Origin of the sequence: Yersinia vastinensis, assembly GCF_044905075.1 — a bacterium.
Lineage (GTDB): Bacteria > Pseudomonadota > Gammaproteobacteria > Enterobacterales > Enterobacteriaceae > Yersinia > Yersinia vastinensis.
In genome coordinates, this window is record NZ_CP173260.1 from 3,901,282 (window position 1) to 3,919,880 (window position 18,599).

An 18,599-nucleotide genomic window follows, 5' to 3' on the forward strand; every position below is an offset into this window, starting at 1 on the left:
TTACCGCACCTTCAGCGTCGCTAGGCCAATCAGCACCAGCATCAGCGAAATAATCCAGAAGCGCACGATCACCCGTGGTTCTGGCCAGCCTTTAAGTTCGTAATGATGATGAATTGGGGCCATGCGGAAAATCCGCTGCCCACGTAACTTAAAGGAACCGACTTGCAAGATAACCGACAGCGTTTCAACAACGAACACCCCGCCCATAATCACTAACAAGAACTCTTGGCGCAGTAATACTGCGATAGTGCCCAGCGCGCCGCCCAATGCTAACGAGCCGACATCGCCCATAAATACTTGAGCCGGATAAGTGTTAAACCACAAAAAGCCCAACCCGGCTCCAACAATTGCGGTACACACAATCACCAACTCACCGGCATGACGCAGATAAGGAATATGCAGATATGCAGCGAAATTCACGTTACCGGTCGCCCAAGCCACCAATGCAAAACCGCCTGCGACGAAAACTGTTGGCATAATTGCCAGTCCATCCAGCCCATCGGTCAAGTTGACCGCATTACTGGTCCCTACGATGACAAAGTAAGCCAGTAGGATATAGAGCAAGCCGAGCTGCGGCATGATGTCTTTAAAGAATGGCACCACCAGTTCAGTAGCTGGGGTATCTTTACCGATGCTATACATGGCGAAAGCGGCCGCCAGTGCAATGATCGACTGCCAGAAGTATTTCCAGCGAGCAATTAACCCCTTGGTGTTTTTACGAACCACTTTGCGGTAGTCATCAATAAAACCGACAATCCCGTAACCGACGAGAATGAACAGTACACACCAGACATATGGGTTAGAGGGGTAAGCCCACATCAGAACCGAGATAGTGATGGAGAACAAAATCATCAGGCCGCCCATCGTTGGCGTACCGCGTTTGCTGAAATGTGACTCTGGCCCATCATTACGCACAACCTGACCAATCTGTAATTTCTGTAAGTAAGAAATCAGGTGCGGCCCCATCCACAATGAAATAATTAATGCGGTCAACAGACTAACGATGGCGCGGAACGTCAAATAAGAAAAGACGTTAAAGCCGGAGTAAAATTTTACTAAGTATTCAGCCAACCAAACTAACATGATGCCTTCTCCTGTAACGCACGCACGACATTTTCCATGGCGGCGCTACGTGAACCTTTAATTAAGACGGTGATAACCGGATGTTCTTGCAGCAATTCACTCACACGGGCTGCCAAGGTGTTCTTATCCTGAAAATGTTCGCCACATCCGCTCGCATCACTCAGCGTCTGGCTCAACATGCCGACACTTAGCACTCTATCGATACCCGCTTGTTTCGCCGCTTCTCCCACCTGACGATGGCAATCGACCGCGGTCTCACCCAATTCAGCCATGTCGCCGACGACCATCACCCGATAGCCTGGCATTTCAGCTAGCACTTGGGCGGCGGCGGTCATGGAACCCACATTGGCGTTATAGCTGTCATCAAGCAGTAACTTGTTCTCGGCGAGTTGAATAGGGAATAAGCGACCCGGCACAGCCTGTAACTGAGACAGCCCTTGACGGACAGCCGCTAAATCGGCCCCGACCGACATAGCTAATGCCGCTGCGGCTAACGCATTGGCAATGTTATGCCGCCCCGGCAGTGGCAATTCGATATCCACGGAGCCAAAGGGGGAATGCAGGGTGAAATACGTCACTTGCGGCGTAATACGCGCATTACTGGCATAGAAATCAATATCTTCCGCAGCCTGAGGTGAAAAACGCCATACTCGTTTGTTATGTAATGTTTCTTGCCAATGCGGCCAGTCGTGGCTGTCTGCATTGATAATCGCGGTGCCGTTAGCAGGTAACCCCGCAAAAATTTCGCCTTTAGCTTGCGCCACACCAGCCAGTGAGCCAAATCCTTCCAAATGTGCGGCAGACAAATTGTTGACCAAGGCGCTTTCCGGACGGCTTAAATCGGTAGTGTAGGCAATTTCACCCACATGGTTGGCACCCAGCTCGATGACGGCGAAGTCATGCTCAGGCGTCAGACGTAGCAGAGTCAATGGCACGCCGATATCGTTATTAAAGTTGCCAGCGGTATACAGCACATTGCCACATTGGTGCAAAATCGCGGCAACCATTTCTTTTACCGAGGTTTTACCCGAGGAACCGGTTAACGCGACCACACGAGCGGGCACTTGCTGGCGCACCCAAGCAGCAAATTGCCCCAGCGCCAAACGAGTGTCTTTAACCACTAATTGCGGGGCCCCCACCAGTAAGCGTTTACTTACCAGCAGAGCGCCTGCACCAGCGGAAACAGCATCTTCTGCAAAATCATGTCCATCAAAACGCTCGCCTTTCAGCGCAACAAACAAACACCCCGCAGTGACCTTGCGAGTATCAATGGTCACTTCAGTAATATCGATACCATCGCGCTGTTTGTCGTTAACAATGTATTCAGCGTTAAGCAACGTGGACAAGAATTGCAGGGAGACCTTAATCATGCCATCACCCCCAACAAGCGGGCGACGGTCACACGGTCGGAGTAATCCAGCCGACGATTGCCAACCAATTGATAATCTTCATGTCCTTTACCAGCAATAACCACAACATCGTCTTCGTTGGCTTGCATAATGGCACTGGTCACCGCTTCGGCGCGGCCATGAATCGCCATCGCTCGGCCCGCATCCATTAAACCGGCAAGAATGTCAGCAACAATAGCCTGTGGCTCTTCACTACGCGGATTATCGTCAGTAACAACGACACGGTCAGCCAGTTGTTCCGCGATACCGCCCATAAGTGGGCGCTTACCTTTGTCTCGGTCGCCACCGCAACCGAACACACACCACAACTGGCCTTTACAATGTAAACGAGCCGCAGCCAACGCTTTTTCCAACGCATCCGGGGTGTGGGCATAATCCACCACTACCGTCGGTTTGTCTGGCGCGTTAAACACTTCCATCCGCCCACACACAGGTTGCAGATGAGGTGCAGCAGCTAATAGTTGTGCCAACGGGTAACCCAGTGAAAGCAATGTTGACAGAGCTACGAGCAGGTTACTGACGTTAAATGCCCCCATCAGGCGGCTTTCTAACTGCCCCTCACCCCAACTGGAGTCAAAGGCGATGCTGGCCCCGTTATCGTGATAATCAACTTTGGTGGCAGATAACCACGGGCCTTTCCAACCTGTAGGAACGTTGTTTTCCATGCTGACGGCTACCGCTTGCGGCAACTGGCTTAACCAGCGGCGCCCCACTTCGTCATCAGCATTGATAATTTTGTGCTCGGATTGATGAGTAGAGAACAACAGCCACTTCGCCGCTTCATAACTCGCCATATTGCCGTGATAATCCAAATGATCACGGCTTAAGTTAGTGAACACAGCAGCAGCAAATGGCAACGCCGCGACACGATTTTGAATCAAACCATGAGAAGAGACTTCCATTGCCGCGAAAGTTGCGCCTTGGTCAACCAAATTACGCAACAAATGTTGGATATCAACCGCCGAACCTGTGGTGTTCTCCGTCGGGATAACATGCCCCAATAAACCATTACCTACTGTTCCCATTACTGCGCTGGTTTCACCCAGCGACTGAGCCCATTGTGCTAGTAATTGGGTGGTGGTGGTTTTGCCGTTAGTCCCGGTCACACCCACCAAACGTAATGCGGCACCCGGCTGGTGATAAAATTGCCCCGCCAGTTTGGATAAGTGCTGATTCAAATTACGCAGATAGATAACAGGCACGCCATGCATTTCAACCATGCTGGTATCCGGTGCGACACCATCAGCTTCAGCGACCACGGCCGCCACACCTTGTGCGATGGCTTGCGGGATATAACGACGCCCGTCCGTCTGGTGGCCGACAACAGCGACAAACAAATCCCCGGCAGCGGCAACACGGCTGTCTAATGTCATTTCCCGTAGCGCACGCTCCGGGACGTCAAGCCCCCAAGGAGCGAGTAAGTCGCGCAAGTTACGATCTGCCACCTGAACCCTCTTTTGTATTAATCACTAATTCGCTTTTATCACCAGTGGGTAATGCATCTGGCTCAATGTTCATGGTGCGCAGTACGCCGCCCATGATGGCACCGAACACTGGTGCAGAAACCGCACCACCGTAATATTTCCCTGCCTGCGGGTCATTGATGACCACAACCAGAGCAAATCTAGGGTTACTCGCAGGCGCTACGCCAGCGGTGTAAGCGAGGTATCGGTCCATATATTTGCCATCTGGCCCGACTTTTTTGGCGGTACCAGTTTTAATAGCAATCCGATAGCCTTTGATGGCAGCTTTAGTGCCCCCGCCGCCAGGTAACGCCACGCTTTCCATCATATGAACCACGGTACGTACCAGCGGTTCAGGGAAGACGCGTTCACCGGCCACTGGCGGGTCAACTTTGGTTATCGACAGCGGGCGATAAATCCCCATGCTGCCGATGGTTGCATAGACTCGCGCTAGTTGTAACGGTGTTACCATTAGCCCGTAGCCGAAAGAGAAGGTGGCCCTCTCTATGTCAGACCACCGTTGTTTTTTAGGATATAAGCCACTGCTTTCTCCGACCAACCCCAAATTGGTCGCTTTCCCAAACCCAAACCTTGAGTAAGTCTCTACCAAGGCTGAGGATGGCATCGCTAACGCCAGCTTAGAAACACCGACGTTACTCGACTTCTGCAAGATCCCGGTCACGGATAGCTCAGCGTAACGGGCCACGTCTTTAATTTGGTGACCGTTAACAAAGTACGGCAAGGTATTCAGCACACTATTTTCTTTCACTACGCCATGCTGCAATGCCGTCATCACTACCATTGGCTTAACTGTTGAGCCGGGTTCAAAAATATCGGTTATCGCCCGGTTACGCATTGCGTCTTTCGGCGTACCGGTTAAGTTATTTGGGTTGTAAGACGGGCTGTTTGCCATCGCCAGCACTTCGCCGGTATTAACATCGACCAGCACAGCCGTGCCTGATTCAGCCTTGTTAAAGGCCACTGCGTTGTTCAATTCGCGGTAGACCAGCGCTTGTAAGCGTTCATCAACACTCAGCACCAAATTGTGCGCGGCCTGACTGTCTACCGAGGAGATATCCTCAATAACGCGGCCATAGCGGTCTTTACGTACCGTACGCTCGCCGGGTTGCCCAGTGAGCCAGCGGTCAAAACTTTTCTCTACACCCTCAATACCTTGGCTATCAATGTTTGTTACACCGATAATGTGCGCCATCACCTGACCCGCTGGATAGTAGCGGCGGGATTCCTGACGTAAATAGATTCCGGGTAATTTCAGCTTGTGGATGTAATCGCCAATCGCGGGGTTGACCTGACGCGCCAGATAAACAAAGCGCCCTTTCGGGTTAGCGTTGATGCGGGTTGCCAGTTGGTCGAGCGGGATCTCCAAAGCATCAGACAGCGCTTTCCAGCGTGTATCCAGCGTAATGCCACCGCGTTCGGTTAATTCTTTCGGGTCAGCCCAAACTGCATTAACCGGCACACTGACAGCCAACGGGCGGCCAGAGCGGTCACTTATCATGCCACGCGCCGTCGGCACTTCCTGTACCCGCAGAGAGCGCATATCACCCTCGCGTACCAGCTTGTCGGGGTTAATCACTTGCAGATAGGCTGTGCGCAACATCAAGCCGACTAATGCCAACAAAATACAGCCGCACAGCAACGCAAAACGCCAGCTTATAAAGCTGGCTTGTTCTTCCTGGCGCTTTAACTTCCCGGGGCGCGCTGCTTTCATGCGTTACCTTGGCTACTACGAGTCATGGTGGCGACAAATTCCTTTATTTATTAGAAAAACCTATTGCTGAACCACAATATTTTCTTGTGATGGATCAACATGTTGCATTCTCAGCTTTTCGGTTGCGATGCTCTCAACACGGCTGTGGTCACCCAATGCGTTCTCTTCCAGAATCAAGTTGCGCCATTCAATGTCTAGCGCATCTCGCTCCAGCACTAACTGTTCCCGCTCCGCAGTCAGCAAGCGCGTGCGGTGGGCGGTGGTCACAACAAAAATGGCAGACACGAGCACCGCAACCAGTAAAATTAGCGGGATCTTGGCATTACGGAGTAAGTCCCCGCCGATGACCCCAACCAGACCGTGGCGCTCGTTGCCTATCACGCCTTAACCCTCTCGGCAAAACGTAATACCGAGCTACGCGCCCGTGGGTTTTCAGCGACCTCTGCGTCAGGAGGCATCATTTTGCCAACAGATTTTAAGGTGCGCCCCCCCATGCTGCGTAACTGCGCTTCCGTCAGTGGTAAACCAGCAGGAACCTGTGGGCCACGGCTGTGATGACGGATAAAGTTTTTCACAATACGGTCTTCAAGAGAGTGGAAACTAATGACGGATAAACGACCACCCGGTGCCAAAACTTCAAGCGCACCATCGAGCGCACGCTCTATCTCTTCCAATTCACTGTTGATATAGATACGAATAGCCTGGAAGCTGCGAGTGGCTGGGTGTTTGTGCTTTTCACGGAATGGGCTGGCGTTAGCAATCAAATCAGCTAACTCTTTGGTACGCGTCATCGGTTGTGTGAGGTTACGCTCAACAATCGCCTTGGCTAAACGCTTGGCAAAACGCTCTTCGCCGAAGGTTTTCAGCACCCAAGCAATATCATCGGCGCTGGCTTTCATTAACCAGTCAGCAGCGGATAGTCCGCGGGTTGGGTCCATGCGCATATCCAACGGCCCGTCGCGCATGAAAGAAAAACCACGCTCGGGATCATCCAATTGAGGTGATGAAACACCCAGATCCAGCAGCACACCGTCGATGCGACCGACTAAATCCAACTCCTGCACATAGTGCGCCAAATCAGAAAAAGGACCATGCACAATAGAAAAACGTGGGTCGGTTATTGATTTTGCCGCTTCAATAGCTTGTGGGTCACGATCAATTGCTATCAAACGCCCTTCTGGCCCAAGTTGGGACAAAATCAGGCGCGAGTGGCCACCACGGCCAAAAGTTCCGTCAATATAGATGCCGTTATCACGGATGTTCAGGCCATTAACTGCCTCATCCAGTAACACGCTGGTGTGCTTGTAGTCGTTATCTACACTGTGGTTGTTATCTACCATGCTTATAGCGATAAGTCCTGTAGCCGCTCAGATAAAGGTTCCTGAGTGGACTGTTCTGCGTCGATGTCATCCTTGACTTGTTGATACCAGGTCTGTTCATCCCACAGTTCAAATTTATTGAACTGCCCAACCAGCATCACTTCTTTATTCAGCCCGGCGTGCTGACGCAATGTTCCTGCAATCAGTAAGCGCCCGGCACCATCCATCTGACATTCACTGGCATGCCCTAACAACAAACGCTGAACTCGACGTTCGGCTGGATTCATGCTCGACAGTCTGGATAATTTTTGTTCAATTATTTCCCATTCAGGGAGTGGATAAAGCAATAGGCATGGTTGGTGAAGGTCTATGGTACAGACCATCTGGCCTTGCGATTCCTCGTTCAGCAAATCCCGATAACGGGTAGGTACGGCGAGCCGCCCTTTGCTGTCGAGGTTAACCATCGTTGCCCCACGAAACATGACTGAGTTACCCCTTCATGACCCAATTCGCCACTTTATCCCACAAATCCCCACATTAAAGAGTTTACGGATGGTATGAAAACCTTGTCAAGCCAGAGCAGATGCGCTTTGACAATATTTATGGGCCGTTTTTGAGATATATCTCGTATAAGGGGCTATTTTAGGGATTGAAATAGAAATTAACGTCATGATAAACGGGCTATTTTTCCGCCACTAATTTCGGTAACTTAAATAAATAATAAATTGTCAATTAATTGACCCATTATTTCCTTCTGCAAGGAATGTCTCATTTTCAGTATGAAAATTGTACGCTTCAAAATTAGACAGCCTGAGCACAAAACCCGCGGCGGCTGGCGTTTCTTAGGGATAAACCGAGAAGATCGGCAACAAAATCCACGGCGAAACAATAATACCCTTGATAACAACAAGTGTTACTGGCAAGACATTTTACTTCAATTAACCGATCAGCATTAATCTATTTTGAAATAAATTATTGACGCATATTTCGAACATAACTGAAATATGAATCGCTTCAGACAGATAAATCTTAAATTAGGAAAATACTGTAAATTAGTATTTTTCTTACCTGTTATTTTTAATGCACCTTAACCGGTGCTGCGTTTTCCTACCATTCCCTCACAAAAATATAACATATTGTTTTTAAAATAAAAATAAGGTCATCGCCATTTAAAAAACCACAAAAAGCCTAAATCCTCGCAGTACAAAGTATAAAAATCAGACAAATGTTAAAAATAAAAATTTTAAGCTGGTTATATTACAAACAATAGCACTGTAAACTACACGAAAAGCAAAACGGCAATACAATTACCTGCATTTCAAATGATGAGCAATACATAAATCCCATCACAAATTTTGGCGGTGGGTGTTTTGGCAGATTTTTCCCCCAATTAGGGAGTTAATGACAATGTTTTCAACTGGGTCCCGTCTGCGTAGTGCTGCAGCCGATACTTTCGCACTTGTGGTGTATTGTTTTGTCATCGGCATGATAATCGAAATCGTGATCTCTGGAATGACGTTCCAGCAGTCACTTTCTTCGCGGCTGGTTTCAATTCCAGTCAACATCCTTATCGCCTGGCCCTATGGTATTTACCGGGATGTGTTCATCCGGTTTGCACATCGTCACGCAGGTGAGCATTTTTGGGCCAAGAACTTGGCTGACTTATTGGCATATGTCAGCTTCCAGTCACCCGTTTATGCCATGATTTTATGGTCTGTCGGGGCGGATATAGAACAGATAGCCACAGCCGTCACCAGTAACGCTTTGGTTTCAATGGCGATGGGCGTCGCTTATGGTTACTTTTTGGAATATTGCCGTAGGCTATTTCGTGTTGCGGGATATGTTTGATAGTGCTAGTTCAATGGTGGCAAACGAATAGCAATCAGGGCCAATATCGGCCCTGATTCTTTAAATGCGTGCTATTTTCGACTTAAACTTCCGCGGCGGAACAGATTGCGTCGAATACGGGTCAGCCCCGGTTTCGGCTTATGCGGTTCATCTAAACTGGCTAAGACTAACTCCAGTACACGTTCGGCAACATCCCGATGGCGTTGGGCAACAGCCAGTACAGGACATTCGAGGAAATCCAATAGCTCATTATCACCAAAAGTCGCGATCGCCAGATTACTCGGTAGACGCCCACTCTGTTTTAAAGTGACATCCATAACGCCCTGCAATAACTGGAATGAGGTTGTAAACAATGCCTGCGGCATTGGATGGGTCTTCAGCCATTGAGCAAACAACACACCTGCAGCTTCTCGCTCGTAGCTGTTGGCATACAGATAATCAACTTTGCGTGGGTCATCTTTCCATGCTTCACGGAACCCCATTTCTCGCAAGAAGCTGACCGATAATTCTGGCAACGCCCCCAGATACAACACAGACTCCGCAGGGAAAGAACGTAACTCTTGCGCCAACATCATGGCATCTTCTTGGTCTGCCCCAACAACACTGATGAAATGTTCCCGGTCCAGCGCGCGATCTAATGCGATGATGGGCAATGGATCATTAGCCCAGCGCTGATAGAAAGGATGCTCCGGCGGTAAAGCGGTGGAGACAATGATGGCGTCAACTTGGCGTTGTAACAAGTGTTCAATACAGCGCATTTCATTATCAGGTTGGTCTTCAGAACAGGCAATCAAGAGTTGATAACCACGTTGACGTGCCTGACGCTCCAGATAATTAGCAATACGGGTATAGCTGGTATTCTCAAGATCCGGGATCACCAAGCCGATCGAGCGGGTTCTGCCCGCACGTAATCCTGCCGCAACAGCATTTGGGTGATAGTTATGTTCCCTGACAACCGCCATAACTTTGTCTACTGTTTTATCGCTGACTCGGTACTGTTTCGCTTTGCCATTAATGACATAACTGGCAGTTGTGCGCGAAACGCCCGCAAGACGCGCGATTTCATCCAGTTTCACATTATCCCCTTATAAACCTAATAAAATGATGTTGTAGGCTAGACCAACAAATTGGCATATCCGATAGAATCTAAAATAAAGGATATAGACATAGTTTAACCATGGATATGATCTAACAGCAGAACTCACTATTGAGCAACCGCTTTAACCGCCATATAACGCTATACAGGTTAAAAAATAAGAAAAAAAAAGCTCAACATACCTGCTGAGCCTGATAATTAGAGATTAGTCAGTATTAATCACCATGGTTAACGCATGATTTTGTCACCACGGGATACACCGACGATACCGGAGCGGGCAACTTCAACAATTTCTGCCACTTCCCGCACCGCATTTAAAAATGCATCCAGTTTGTCGCTCGTCCCGGCCAATTGGACGGTGTAAAGCGTGGCAGTCACATCAACAATCTGCCCACGGAAGATCTCAGCACAGCGTTTCACTTCTTCACGCCCATAGCCACTGGCTTGCAATTTCACCAGCATAATTTCGCGCTCAACGTGTGAGCCGGAAACCAGCTCGCTCACACGCAGCACATCCACCAGCTTATGCAGTTGTTTTTCGATTTGCTCCAAAACCTTAGCGTCGCCGACAGTTTGAATTGTCATGCGAGATAGAGTTGGATCGTCGGTTGGCGCAACCGTCAAACTTTCAATATTGTAACCGCGCTGAGAAAACAGCCCCACCACTCTTGATAAGGCACCTGATTCGTTTTCCAGCAAAACTGATAAAATCCGGCGGCGCATAATTATGTCCTCTCCGTTTTACTAAGCCACATTTCATCCATGCCACCACCGCGAATTTGCATCGGGTAAACATGTTCTGTTTCATCGACGGTCACATCCACAAACACCAGACGGTTCGTCTCGGATAGTTGCGTCAGCGCATCAGCGAGTTTACTTTCCAACTCGTCCGGCGTACGGATAGATACCCCGATATGACCATAGGCTTCTGCCAATTTGACGAAATCAGGTAGAGAGTCCATATAGGATTGTGAATGTCGGCCTGAATAGATCATATCCTGCCACTGTTTCACCATCCCGAGGTAACGGTTGTTCAGGTTCAAAACCAGCACTGGCAAGTTATATTGCAGAGCTGTCGATAATTCCTGAATATTCATCTGGATACTGCCATCGCCTGTGACACAAACTACGGTTTCATCCGGTAGCGCCAATTTCACACCCAGCGCAGCGGGTAAACCAAAGCCCATGGTGCCAAGTCCACCGGAGTTAATCCAACGGCGAGGCTTATCAAACGGGTAATAAAGTGCAGCGAACATTTGATGTTGGCCAACATCAGACGTGACGTATGCATCACCTCTCGTCAAGCGGTGCAGCGTTTCAATCACGGCCTGAGGTTTGATTTTACCACTGTCGTTGTTGTAGCTCAGGCAATCGCGCGCGCGCCACTGTTCAATAGATTGCCACCAATCACGTAAGCTATCGAAATCTTGCACACAATCAATTTGTGATAACAAATCCAGCATCTGCGTCAAGACTTGTTTGGCATCACCAACAATAGGGATATCCGCTGTGACGGTTTTGGATATTGAGGTTGGGTCGATATCAATATGCAATACCGTCGCATCTGGGCAATACTTCGCCAGATTATTGGTAGTACGATCATCGAAACGCACGCCAACAGCAAAAATAAGGTCGGTATTATGCATGGCCATATTGGCCTCAAAAGTTCCATGCATCCCTAGCATGCCAACACTTTGGCGATGAGTACCGGGGAAGGCACCCAATCCCATGAGAGAGCTGGTCACTGGCAAATTAAGTTTCTCAGCCAATGTCAGTAACTCTTCATGACAAGCTGAATTAATCGCCCCACCACCGACATACATAATAGGTTTTTTCGCAGCCAGAATGGTTTGCAATGCACGTTTAATTTGCCCACGATGCCCCTGCACCGTCGGGTTATAAGAACGCAAGCTAACCTGTTCAGGATAGGCATAAGGCATTTTTACGGCAGGACCAACAATATCTTTTGGTAAATCAATGACAACGGGACCAGGACGACCAGTCGAAGCCAAATAGAATGCCTTTTTCAATACCGAAGGAATATCTTCGGTGCGCTTAACCAAAAAGCTGTGTTTCACTACCGGGCGAGAAATCCCCACCATGTCGCATTCTTGAAAAGCATCATAGCCAATTAATGAGCTTGGTACCTGACCAGAAAGCACCACCATAGGCACGGAATCCATATAGGCCGTCGCAATGCCAGTGATCGCATTGGTTGCTCCGGGACCTGAGGTGACCAGCACGACCCCAACCTCACCAGTTGCCCGCGCATAGCCATCGGCCATGTGAACCGCACCTTGTTCGTGGCGCACCAGCACGTGATCGATGCCTCCGACCGTGTGCAGGGCATCGTAAATATCAAGTACGGCCCCGCCGGGATAACCGAATACATGCTTAACGCCCTGATCGATTAACGATCGGACAACCATCTCGGCTCCTGACAACATCTCCATGGGTTTTGCCTCCAGGCTTAGTTTGCTCAGTGGATCACGGGAAGTCATTTCCACGAAATCCTGTAGGAAAGGCACTGCGCCCCATATCCTATTCTTTGTTTGTTATCGTTCGAATGTTTATTAACATACCTAACTTATTAACATAACGTCAGAATTTCTGGCAGGCAAACGGCAATTCTCTGCACTAAAGGCAATTCTACGGGGTGCGCTCTGAATTTATGCTCATCGAAAATATAAAACACTGCCTAAGCATTCATAACTGTGTTCTTCGCCCCATTTTAGCCACTAATTATAGAACTAAATTAGGCAGTGAATTTTTACGTTTTAAATACGGCAAAATGAGGGATTCTACGCAAAAATAGGTAAGGATATGCGGCAGGAGGTCGGAAAGAGAGCAACGGCATATACGACACTCTATACACCGTTGCACTTAAAATGCTAATCGCGATACATGGAATCAATTTCATTCTGATAACGCTGGAGAATGATTTTGCGACGTAACTTCATCGTTGGCGTCAACTCACCCGTTTCCATGGTAAACGCCTGTGGTAAGAGCGTAAAACGCTTAACCTGCTCAAATTTCGATAACTCTTTTTGCATATCTTTCAGCCGTTGCTCAAACAAACTGACAATATGGCTATGACGTAATAGCTCTAGCCGGTCATGATATTTTAAATTTATCGAGCGAGCATACTCTTCAAGTGATTCAAAACACGGAACAATCAGTGCCGACACAAATTTGCGAGTATCGGCAATAATGGCCACCTGCTCAATAAAACGATCCTGACCCAGCGTGCCTTCAATCATTTGTGGCGCGATGTATTTGCCACCAGAGGTTTTCATCAAATCTTTCAGTCGCTCGGTGATAAACAAGTTCCCTTGAGCATCTAACGCACCGGCATCACCCGTTTTGAGCCATCCATCTTCAGTAAAAGATTCGGCTGTCTCTTGCGGCTTATTAAAATAACCGCGCATAACAATTGGGCCACGAACCTGAATTTCGTTCTCAGCCCCCAAGCGCACCTCGATCCCCGGTAATGGTTTACCAATAGAACCAAAACGGAAATCTTTCTCTTCCCAACAAGAGACGGTGGCACAAGTTTCGGTCATACCATAGCCATACTTGATATTGATACCAATAGCTTGGAAAAACAGGATGATATTGTCATCTAAGCGTGCGCCTGCCGCCGGTAAAAAGCGCACTTTCCCGCCTAATACACCGCGCAATTTACTCAAAACTAAACGATCTGCCAGCTTATACATCTGTTCAGATAGCAGTGATAATTTTTGCCCATTTTGCAGGCTTTGGAACTTGCGCTCACCACACCCGACAGCCCAACGGAACAGCATCCGCCGATGCCATTTTGCCAGGGCAACTTTGTCATTAATGGCGCTGAATACTTTCTCGTAGAAACGGGGAACCGCACACATGACTGTCGGTTTTGCGGACTGCATCGCTGCACGCACCCAGTCGGTGTTACTGAGATATACATTTTGCGCGCCGGTATGCATCACATAGAAACTCCAGGCACGCTCAAATACATGAGATAACGGCAGAAAACTCAGAGAGACATCGTCGGTTGTCAGGGTTAAGCGCTGATCATGCAAATAAAGCTGGGCTGCCATATTACGGTAATCCAGCATCACACCTTTAGGTTCACCCGTGGTACCTGAGGTGTAAATCAGGGTAAATAAGTCATTTAAATCACAACTTTCAATACGCGTAGTTAAGAGATGCTGCTGGACTGCATCCGGCTGCTGCTCGAAATCAGCCAGATGTTGGGCATATTCACAACCACGCAGATCAACGGAGGGATCTAATACAATAATATGAGTCAACTGCGGACACAGCGATTTTAATGTGATGGCCACATCAAATTGCGTTTGCCCACCAACGAATAAAATTCGTACATCTGCATCATTAATTACATAAGCGGCCTGAGCCGTGGTATTGGTGGCGTACAGCGGCACACTCACACCACGTAATTGTAAAATAGCTAAGTCAGCCAATGACCAGGCCATGCTGTTATTAGCAAAAATACCAATACGTTCTTGGATTGCCGCCCCAAGAGACAACAATGCGGCTGAAATTCGCGTCACATGCGTATCAACTTGCTGCCAACTCAGTTGCTTTTCGCCTTCAGGTGACCATTCGCGGAAAGCAATTTTGTCAGCTCTCTGGCCTATTTGTTGGCGCAGACGGCGCACAAGATGGTATTGATCTAATGTATGGGTCATAACATTGCAGCTCGCTAATAAATCATTCGTTAAAATGAACCTCTGCTTCTTGCCTGTCGGCATTCAGCTTACATGCGTTCACTTTTTTTCGCGCAGTCTACCCACTCTATAGGTTATGGCAAATAAAATTCAGCGTAGAAGTGTGAGCTGAAATAGATTTTGATGAAAAAGACAGCGATTAGGCTAAGTGAGGTGAAGTCAGAATGAAGCATCGTTTTTGCAAAATGGGGTAACAATTGAATATAAAAGAATAACACTAAACGCTATACCAATGCTTGCCTGCTACTGAGAAGTATATGATTCCAGCAGCAGGACTTAGCGAAATAATTAAGAAGACAGACTAAGCTGGCTGAGTTGTTCTTTCATCCACTGATGTCCTTTGTCTCTATCAGTAGATTCATGCCAAGTGAGATAGCATGGGCAACTTATCTCCGCCCAAGGTAATGGGATAACTTTCAGATTAAGGGCTTCGCTATATATTTGAGCCATCCAGCGAGGAGCAATGGCAACAAAACAAGTCTGAGAGACTATATTCAGCACGCTATACATATCTGTGCCTTCATAAACAATCGTTTGAGCACTGCTGGTAGATTCATAATAAATATTACTGAAAGAACCTACTTTATCTAATGAAACGACTGCATGTAATTCAGCAAGAAGTTGTTCTTGAGTGATTGAATTATCAATACGTGGGTGATCTTTAGCCACAACCAGAACTGACTCATCACTAAACAGTGGTATATCATGAAAATCTGGGCGCTTGAACTTGGTATAACCTATAACAAACTCTGTATCTTGATAACGTAATTGATGTTCAACATTCTGGTTAATATAAGATCTAATAATGAGCTGAACGTGAGGTGCGGATGCCTTAACACGCTGTATTATTTGTGCAGTTAACCGGATATCTAAAGGACTACAAATAGATAAATTAAATATTCGCGTACTACTTTTGGCCTCAAAACCCACTCCGGGTAACTCATTTTGCACTAATTGCAGAGCCTGTCGAACGGGTCCAAAAAGCTGACGAGCTCTGACTGTTGGTTGAATACCGCGGCCATAACGGACAAACAGTTCATCATTAAACATCACTTTTAGGCGAGCAACCGCATTACTCACAGCTGGTTGAGACATGCCAAGCGACTGTGCGGCACGCGTCACGTTGTGCATTTGCATCACAGCATCGAAAACCGTTAGCAAATTAAGGTCGACACTGCGCAAATGAACATCACAGCCCTCCTTACAGCCTTCCTTTTTAGTTACTTGATTGTCGGTTACTAAGTTGTGTTCAAACATGCTTAACTCCACTAAGCTTTATGCAGATGGCGTGACTAATAAAAAATCTCACAGATACTTATTGGTTTTAAAAATATCTTTGAATACTTATTATTAATGATGCCAATATTCTCTTTAATACCTCAAGGAGGTAAAATTGAGTCTCATCCTTGTATAAGCGTGAAATATAAACCACACTTAATGCTTTTGGTAATCCGCAAACACCATAGATAAAAATACAAACAAGAAAAAAATGCAAAATATTTTGCATGATGCATATAACTAATCTACATAATCAATACCAAGACACCACACCATAAGCATCAATAATAGAACTCACGATATGATCACATCACAAAATGAGAAGATTAACAACTATGACATTAATGAATAATAAATTCTTCATTTAAAACTTATCAAACCTTAATTACATTTAAAAAAATACAAATAAAGTAAAAAACATCTCTTTATTTCATTATTATTAGCACCAATCTTCACGAATGATAAAAATAAATAATAAGACCAACGACTAAGGGGAAATAATTAATATATAAATATATTGTATGTATAAATTAAAACAAAAAAATGTGCCAAGAACGTCTCATTATTAATCTACAGAGATGCTTATTTTCCTCTTTCATTCCTAGCAAAAAGGCTCTTTAACGAATCAGAAAGAGGAAGTAAACAGTCTAGTGGCTCATAAAATCACGGAAAAGCACAATAATCCATACTTTGAGGATTATACCAAACAAAGCAAAATTCACTGCTTAATTTTTTGGAATTAAAAACCTAAAAAATTAATTTTTAAGTTTTTTATGTCGTTATAAGGAATCAAGTATCATTGTAACCAGTTGAACACGCCATTTTAAACAAATGTTGACATACCCATAGAATTCACGTATCAATTTAGGCAACGCAATAATTTAACTGATGAGAAACTGAAAATTATGTTCTATTCAACCCGTCTACTAAGCCTACTACTTAACGCATCTCTCTTGCGCGGTATGTTGGTGGACGGAAATCAGAACTGATTCAGCCATCAAGATTAACAAGCCCGCGCAAATGCGCGGGTTTTTTTTTACCCGCAAAGCGCAAATGTAAACACGACAAGGAATACCCCATGAGCCAGCAAGTCATTATTTTCGATACAACATTGCGTGACGGTGAACAAGCATTGCAAGCTAGCCTGAGTGTAAAAGAGAAGCTGCAAATCGCGCTGGCACTGGAAAGAATGGGTGTCGACATAATGGAAGTCGGTTTCCCGGTTTCCTCCCCGGGCGATTTTGAGTCCGTACGCACCATTGCCCAGCAAGTTAAAAATAGCCGGGTTTGTGCTTTGGCTCGTTGTGTGGATAAAGATATTGATGTCGCTGCTGAAGCTTTACGTATTGCTGAAGCCTTCCGTATTCATGTGTTCTTGGCGACCTCCACTTTACATATCGAATCTAAATTAAAGCGCTCGTTTGAAGATGTGCTGGCGATGGCAGTGCACTCCGTGAAACGTGCGCGTAATTACACCAATGACGTTGAATTCTCCTGCGAGGATGCGGGCCGTACGCCAATTGATAACTTGTGTCGTATCGTAGAGGCTGCAATTAACGCGGGTGCGACGACCATCAACATTCCTGATACCGTCGGTTACACCACGCCATATCAGTTCGGCGGAATCATCACCGACTTGTATGAGCGAGTGCCAAACATTGATAAAGCTATTATTTCTGTCCACTGCCATGACGACTTGGGTATGTCAGTCGCCAACTCCATCACTGCGGTACAGGCTGGCGCTCGTCAGGTCGAAGGCACCATTAATGGTTTAGGCGAGCGCGCAGGTAACTGCTCACTGGAAGAAGTGATCATGGCAATCAAAGTGCGCGAAAACATGTTGGGCGTGCATACCAACATTAATCATCAAGAGATTTACCGCACCAGCCAATTGGTCAGCAAATTATGCAATATGCCAATACCGGCTAACAAAGCCATTGTAGGTAGTAATGCTTTCGCCCACTCCTCTGGTATTCATCAGGATGGCGTGCTGAAAAATCGCGAAAACTACGAAATCATGACCCCAGAATCTATTGGCCTGAAAGGTGTGCAGTTGAACCTGACCTCACGCTCTGGCCGCGCGGCAGTCAAACATCGTATGGAAGAGATGGGTTATCAAGATAAAGATTACAATCTGGACTCCTTGTACGACGCGTTCTTGAAGTTGGCGGATAAGAAAGGTCAAGTCTTTGATTACGATTTGGAAGCCTTGGCGTTCATTAATAAGCAGCAGGAAGAACCGGAACATTACCGTTTGGACTACTTCAGTGTCCAGTCTGGTTCCAGTGTGATGGCGACGGCATCAGTGAAATTGGTGTGTGGTGAAGAAATTAAATCAGAAGCAGCCACAGGTAATGGTCCGGTCGATGCAGTGTATCAAGCCATCAACCGCATTACCGACTACCCCATTGAATTGGTGAAATATCAACTGTCAGCTAATGGTCAGGGTAAAGACGCATTGGGTCAGGTTGATATCGTGGTTGACCATAAAGGCCGCCGTTTCCATGGTGTCGGTCTGGCGACGGATATTGTCGAGTCATCAGCCAAGGCATTGGTTAACGTATTAAATAACATCTGGCGCGCTCATCAGGTCGATATCGAGAAGCAACGCCTGCAACAAAATAATCAGGAAATGGTGTGA

14 protein-coding genes are annotated in these 18,599 nt (G+C 47.0%); 2 read left to right on the forward strand and 12 right to left on the reverse strand.

From position 1 onward, the window contains the following. From mraY to mraZ, 7 genes are read right to left on the reverse strand one after another with little or no spacing between them, the layout of a single operon-like run. On the reverse strand, positions 1-1,083 hold the full coding sequence (gene mraY / locus ACIOG0_RS18110; RefSeq protein WP_050100485.1) for a phospho-N-acetylmuramoyl-pentapeptide-transferase: 1,083 nt from the start codon (positions 1,081-1,083) through the stop codon (positions 1-3). Further along, positions 1,077-2,453, reverse strand: coding sequence for a UDP-N-acetylmuramoyl-tripeptide--D-alanyl-D-alanine ligase (gene murF, locus ACIOG0_RS18115; RefSeq protein WP_050140446.1), 1,377 nt, complete (start codon positions 2,451-2,453; stop codon positions 1,077-1,079). Before murF ends, mraY begins: the two co-directional genes overlap by 7 nt. Beyond that, positions 2,450-3,937, reverse strand: a complete 1,488-nt coding sequence (gene murE, locus ACIOG0_RS18120; protein ID WP_186372038.1) for a UDP-N-acetylmuramoyl-L-alanyl-D-glutamate--2,6-diaminopimelate ligase — start codon at positions 3,935-3,937, stop codon at positions 2,450-2,452. The genes murF and murE overlap by 4 nt, the downstream gene beginning before the upstream one ends. Further along, positions 3,924-5,687: a peptidoglycan glycosyltransferase FtsI gene (locus ACIOG0_RS18125; protein ID WP_050100489.1), complete on the reverse strand. Its 1,764-nt coding sequence runs from the start codon at positions 5,685-5,687 to the stop codon at positions 3,924-3,926. Before ACIOG0_RS18125 ends, murE begins: the two co-directional genes overlap by 14 nt. A 60-nt stretch (positions 5,688-5,747) precedes the next feature. Continuing rightward, a complete protein-coding gene (gene ftsL, locus ACIOG0_RS18130; protein ID WP_050100490.1) occupies positions 5,748-6,068 on the reverse strand; it encodes a cell division protein FtsL in 321 nt (106 codons plus the stop codon). Further along, positions 6,065-7,027, reverse strand: a complete 963-nt coding sequence (rsmH, locus tag ACIOG0_RS18135) for a 16S rRNA (cytosine(1402)-N(4))-methyltransferase RsmH (protein ID WP_050100492.1) — start codon at positions 7,025-7,027, stop codon at positions 6,065-6,067. The genes ftsL and rsmH overlap by 4 nt, the downstream gene beginning before the upstream one ends. Before the next feature lie 2 nt (positions 7,028-7,029). Beyond that, on the reverse strand, positions 7,030-7,488 hold the full coding sequence (gene mraZ / locus ACIOG0_RS18140) for a division/cell wall cluster transcriptional repressor MraZ (RefSeq protein ID WP_004875568.1): 459 nt from the start codon (positions 7,486-7,488) through the stop codon (positions 7,030-7,032). Positions 7,489-8,413: 925 nt separating this feature from the next. Between mraZ and ACIOG0_RS18145 the strand changes: the two genes are divergently transcribed. After that, a complete protein-coding gene (locus ACIOG0_RS18145; protein ID WP_050100493.1) occupies positions 8,414-8,854 on the forward strand; it encodes an L-alanine exporter AlaE in 441 nt (146 codons plus the stop codon). A gap of 71 nt (positions 8,855-8,925) precedes the next feature. Here ACIOG0_RS18145 and cra read toward each other — a convergent pair whose 3' ends face one another. The 5 genes from cra to leuO form a co-directional block, all read right to left on the reverse strand. Further along, positions 8,926-9,930: a catabolite repressor/activator gene (gene cra, locus ACIOG0_RS18150; RefSeq protein WP_050100495.1), complete on the reverse strand. Its 1,005-nt coding sequence runs from the start codon at positions 9,928-9,930 to the stop codon at positions 8,926-8,928. A gap of 248 nt (positions 9,931-10,178) precedes the next feature. Continuing rightward, complete coding sequence (gene ilvN, locus ACIOG0_RS18155; protein ID WP_004388986.1) at positions 10,179-10,673, reverse strand: acetolactate synthase small subunit; 495 nt, start codon at positions 10,671-10,673, stop codon at positions 10,179-10,181. Between the two features lie 2 nt (positions 10,674-10,675). Then, positions 10,676-12,403 (reverse strand): acetolactate synthase 3 large subunit, encoded by a 1,728-nt coding sequence (gene ilvI, locus ACIOG0_RS18160; RefSeq protein ID WP_128451302.1) that lies wholly within the window; start codon positions 12,401-12,403, stop codon positions 10,676-10,678. A gap of 438 nt (positions 12,404-12,841) precedes the next feature. Next, positions 12,842-14,641: a long-chain fatty acid--CoA ligase gene (locus ACIOG0_RS18165; RefSeq protein WP_128451278.1), complete on the reverse strand. Its 1,800-nt coding sequence runs from the start codon at positions 14,639-14,641 to the stop codon at positions 12,842-12,844. 327 nt (positions 14,642-14,968) lie between these two features. Continuing rightward, positions 14,969-15,937, reverse strand: a complete 969-nt coding sequence (gene leuO, locus ACIOG0_RS18170) for a transcriptional regulator LeuO (RefSeq protein ID WP_050100498.1) — start codon at positions 15,935-15,937, stop codon at positions 14,969-14,971. Positions 15,938-17,036: 1,099 nt separating this feature from the next. Between leuO and leuA the strand changes: the two genes are divergently transcribed. Then, positions 17,037-18,599, forward strand: a complete 1,563-nt coding sequence (gene leuA / locus ACIOG0_RS18175; protein WP_050100500.1) for a 2-isopropylmalate synthase — start codon at positions 17,037-17,039, stop codon at positions 18,597-18,599.

Coding starts and splice junctions, on each gene's coding strand:
- mraY (WP_050100485.1), bottom strand. CDS start 1,083: ATGTTAGTTTGGTTGGCTGAATACTTAGTAAAATTTTACTCCGGCTTT.
- ACIOG0_RS18125 (WP_050100489.1), bottom strand. CDS start 5,687: ATGAAAGCAGCGCGCCCCGGGAAGTTAAAGCGCCAGGAAGAACAAGCC.
- rsmH (WP_050100492.1), bottom strand. CDS start 7,027: ATGGTAGATAACAACCACAGTGTAGATAACGACTACAAGCACACCAGC.
- leuO (WP_050100498.1), bottom strand. CDS start 15,937: ATGTTTGAACACAACTTAGTAACCGACAATCAAGTAACTAAAAAGGAA.
- ilvN (WP_004388986.1), bottom strand. CDS start 10,673: ATGCGCCGCCGGATTTTATCAGTTTTGCTGGAAAACGAATCAGGTGCC.
- ACIOG0_RS18165 (WP_128451278.1), bottom strand. CDS start 14,641: ATGACCCATACATTAGATCAATACCATCTTGTGCGCCGTCTGCGCCAA.
- murF (WP_050140446.1), bottom strand. CDS start 2,453: ATGATTAAGGTCTCCCTGCAATTCTTGTCCACGTTGCTTAACGCTGAA.
- ilvI (WP_128451302.1), bottom strand. CDS start 12,403: ATGGAGATGTTGTCAGGAGCCGAGATGGTTGTCCGATCGTTAATCGAT.
- ACIOG0_RS18145 (WP_050100493.1), top strand. CDS start 8,414: ATGTTTTCAACTGGGTCCCGTCTGCGTAGTGCTGCAGCCGATACTTTC.
- leuA (WP_050100500.1), top strand. CDS start 17,037: ATGAGCCAGCAAGTCATTATTTTCGATACAACATTGCGTGACGGTGAA.
- mraZ (WP_004875568.1), bottom strand. CDS start 7,488: ATGTTTCGTGGGGCAACGATGGTTAACCTCGACAGCAAAGGGCGGCTC.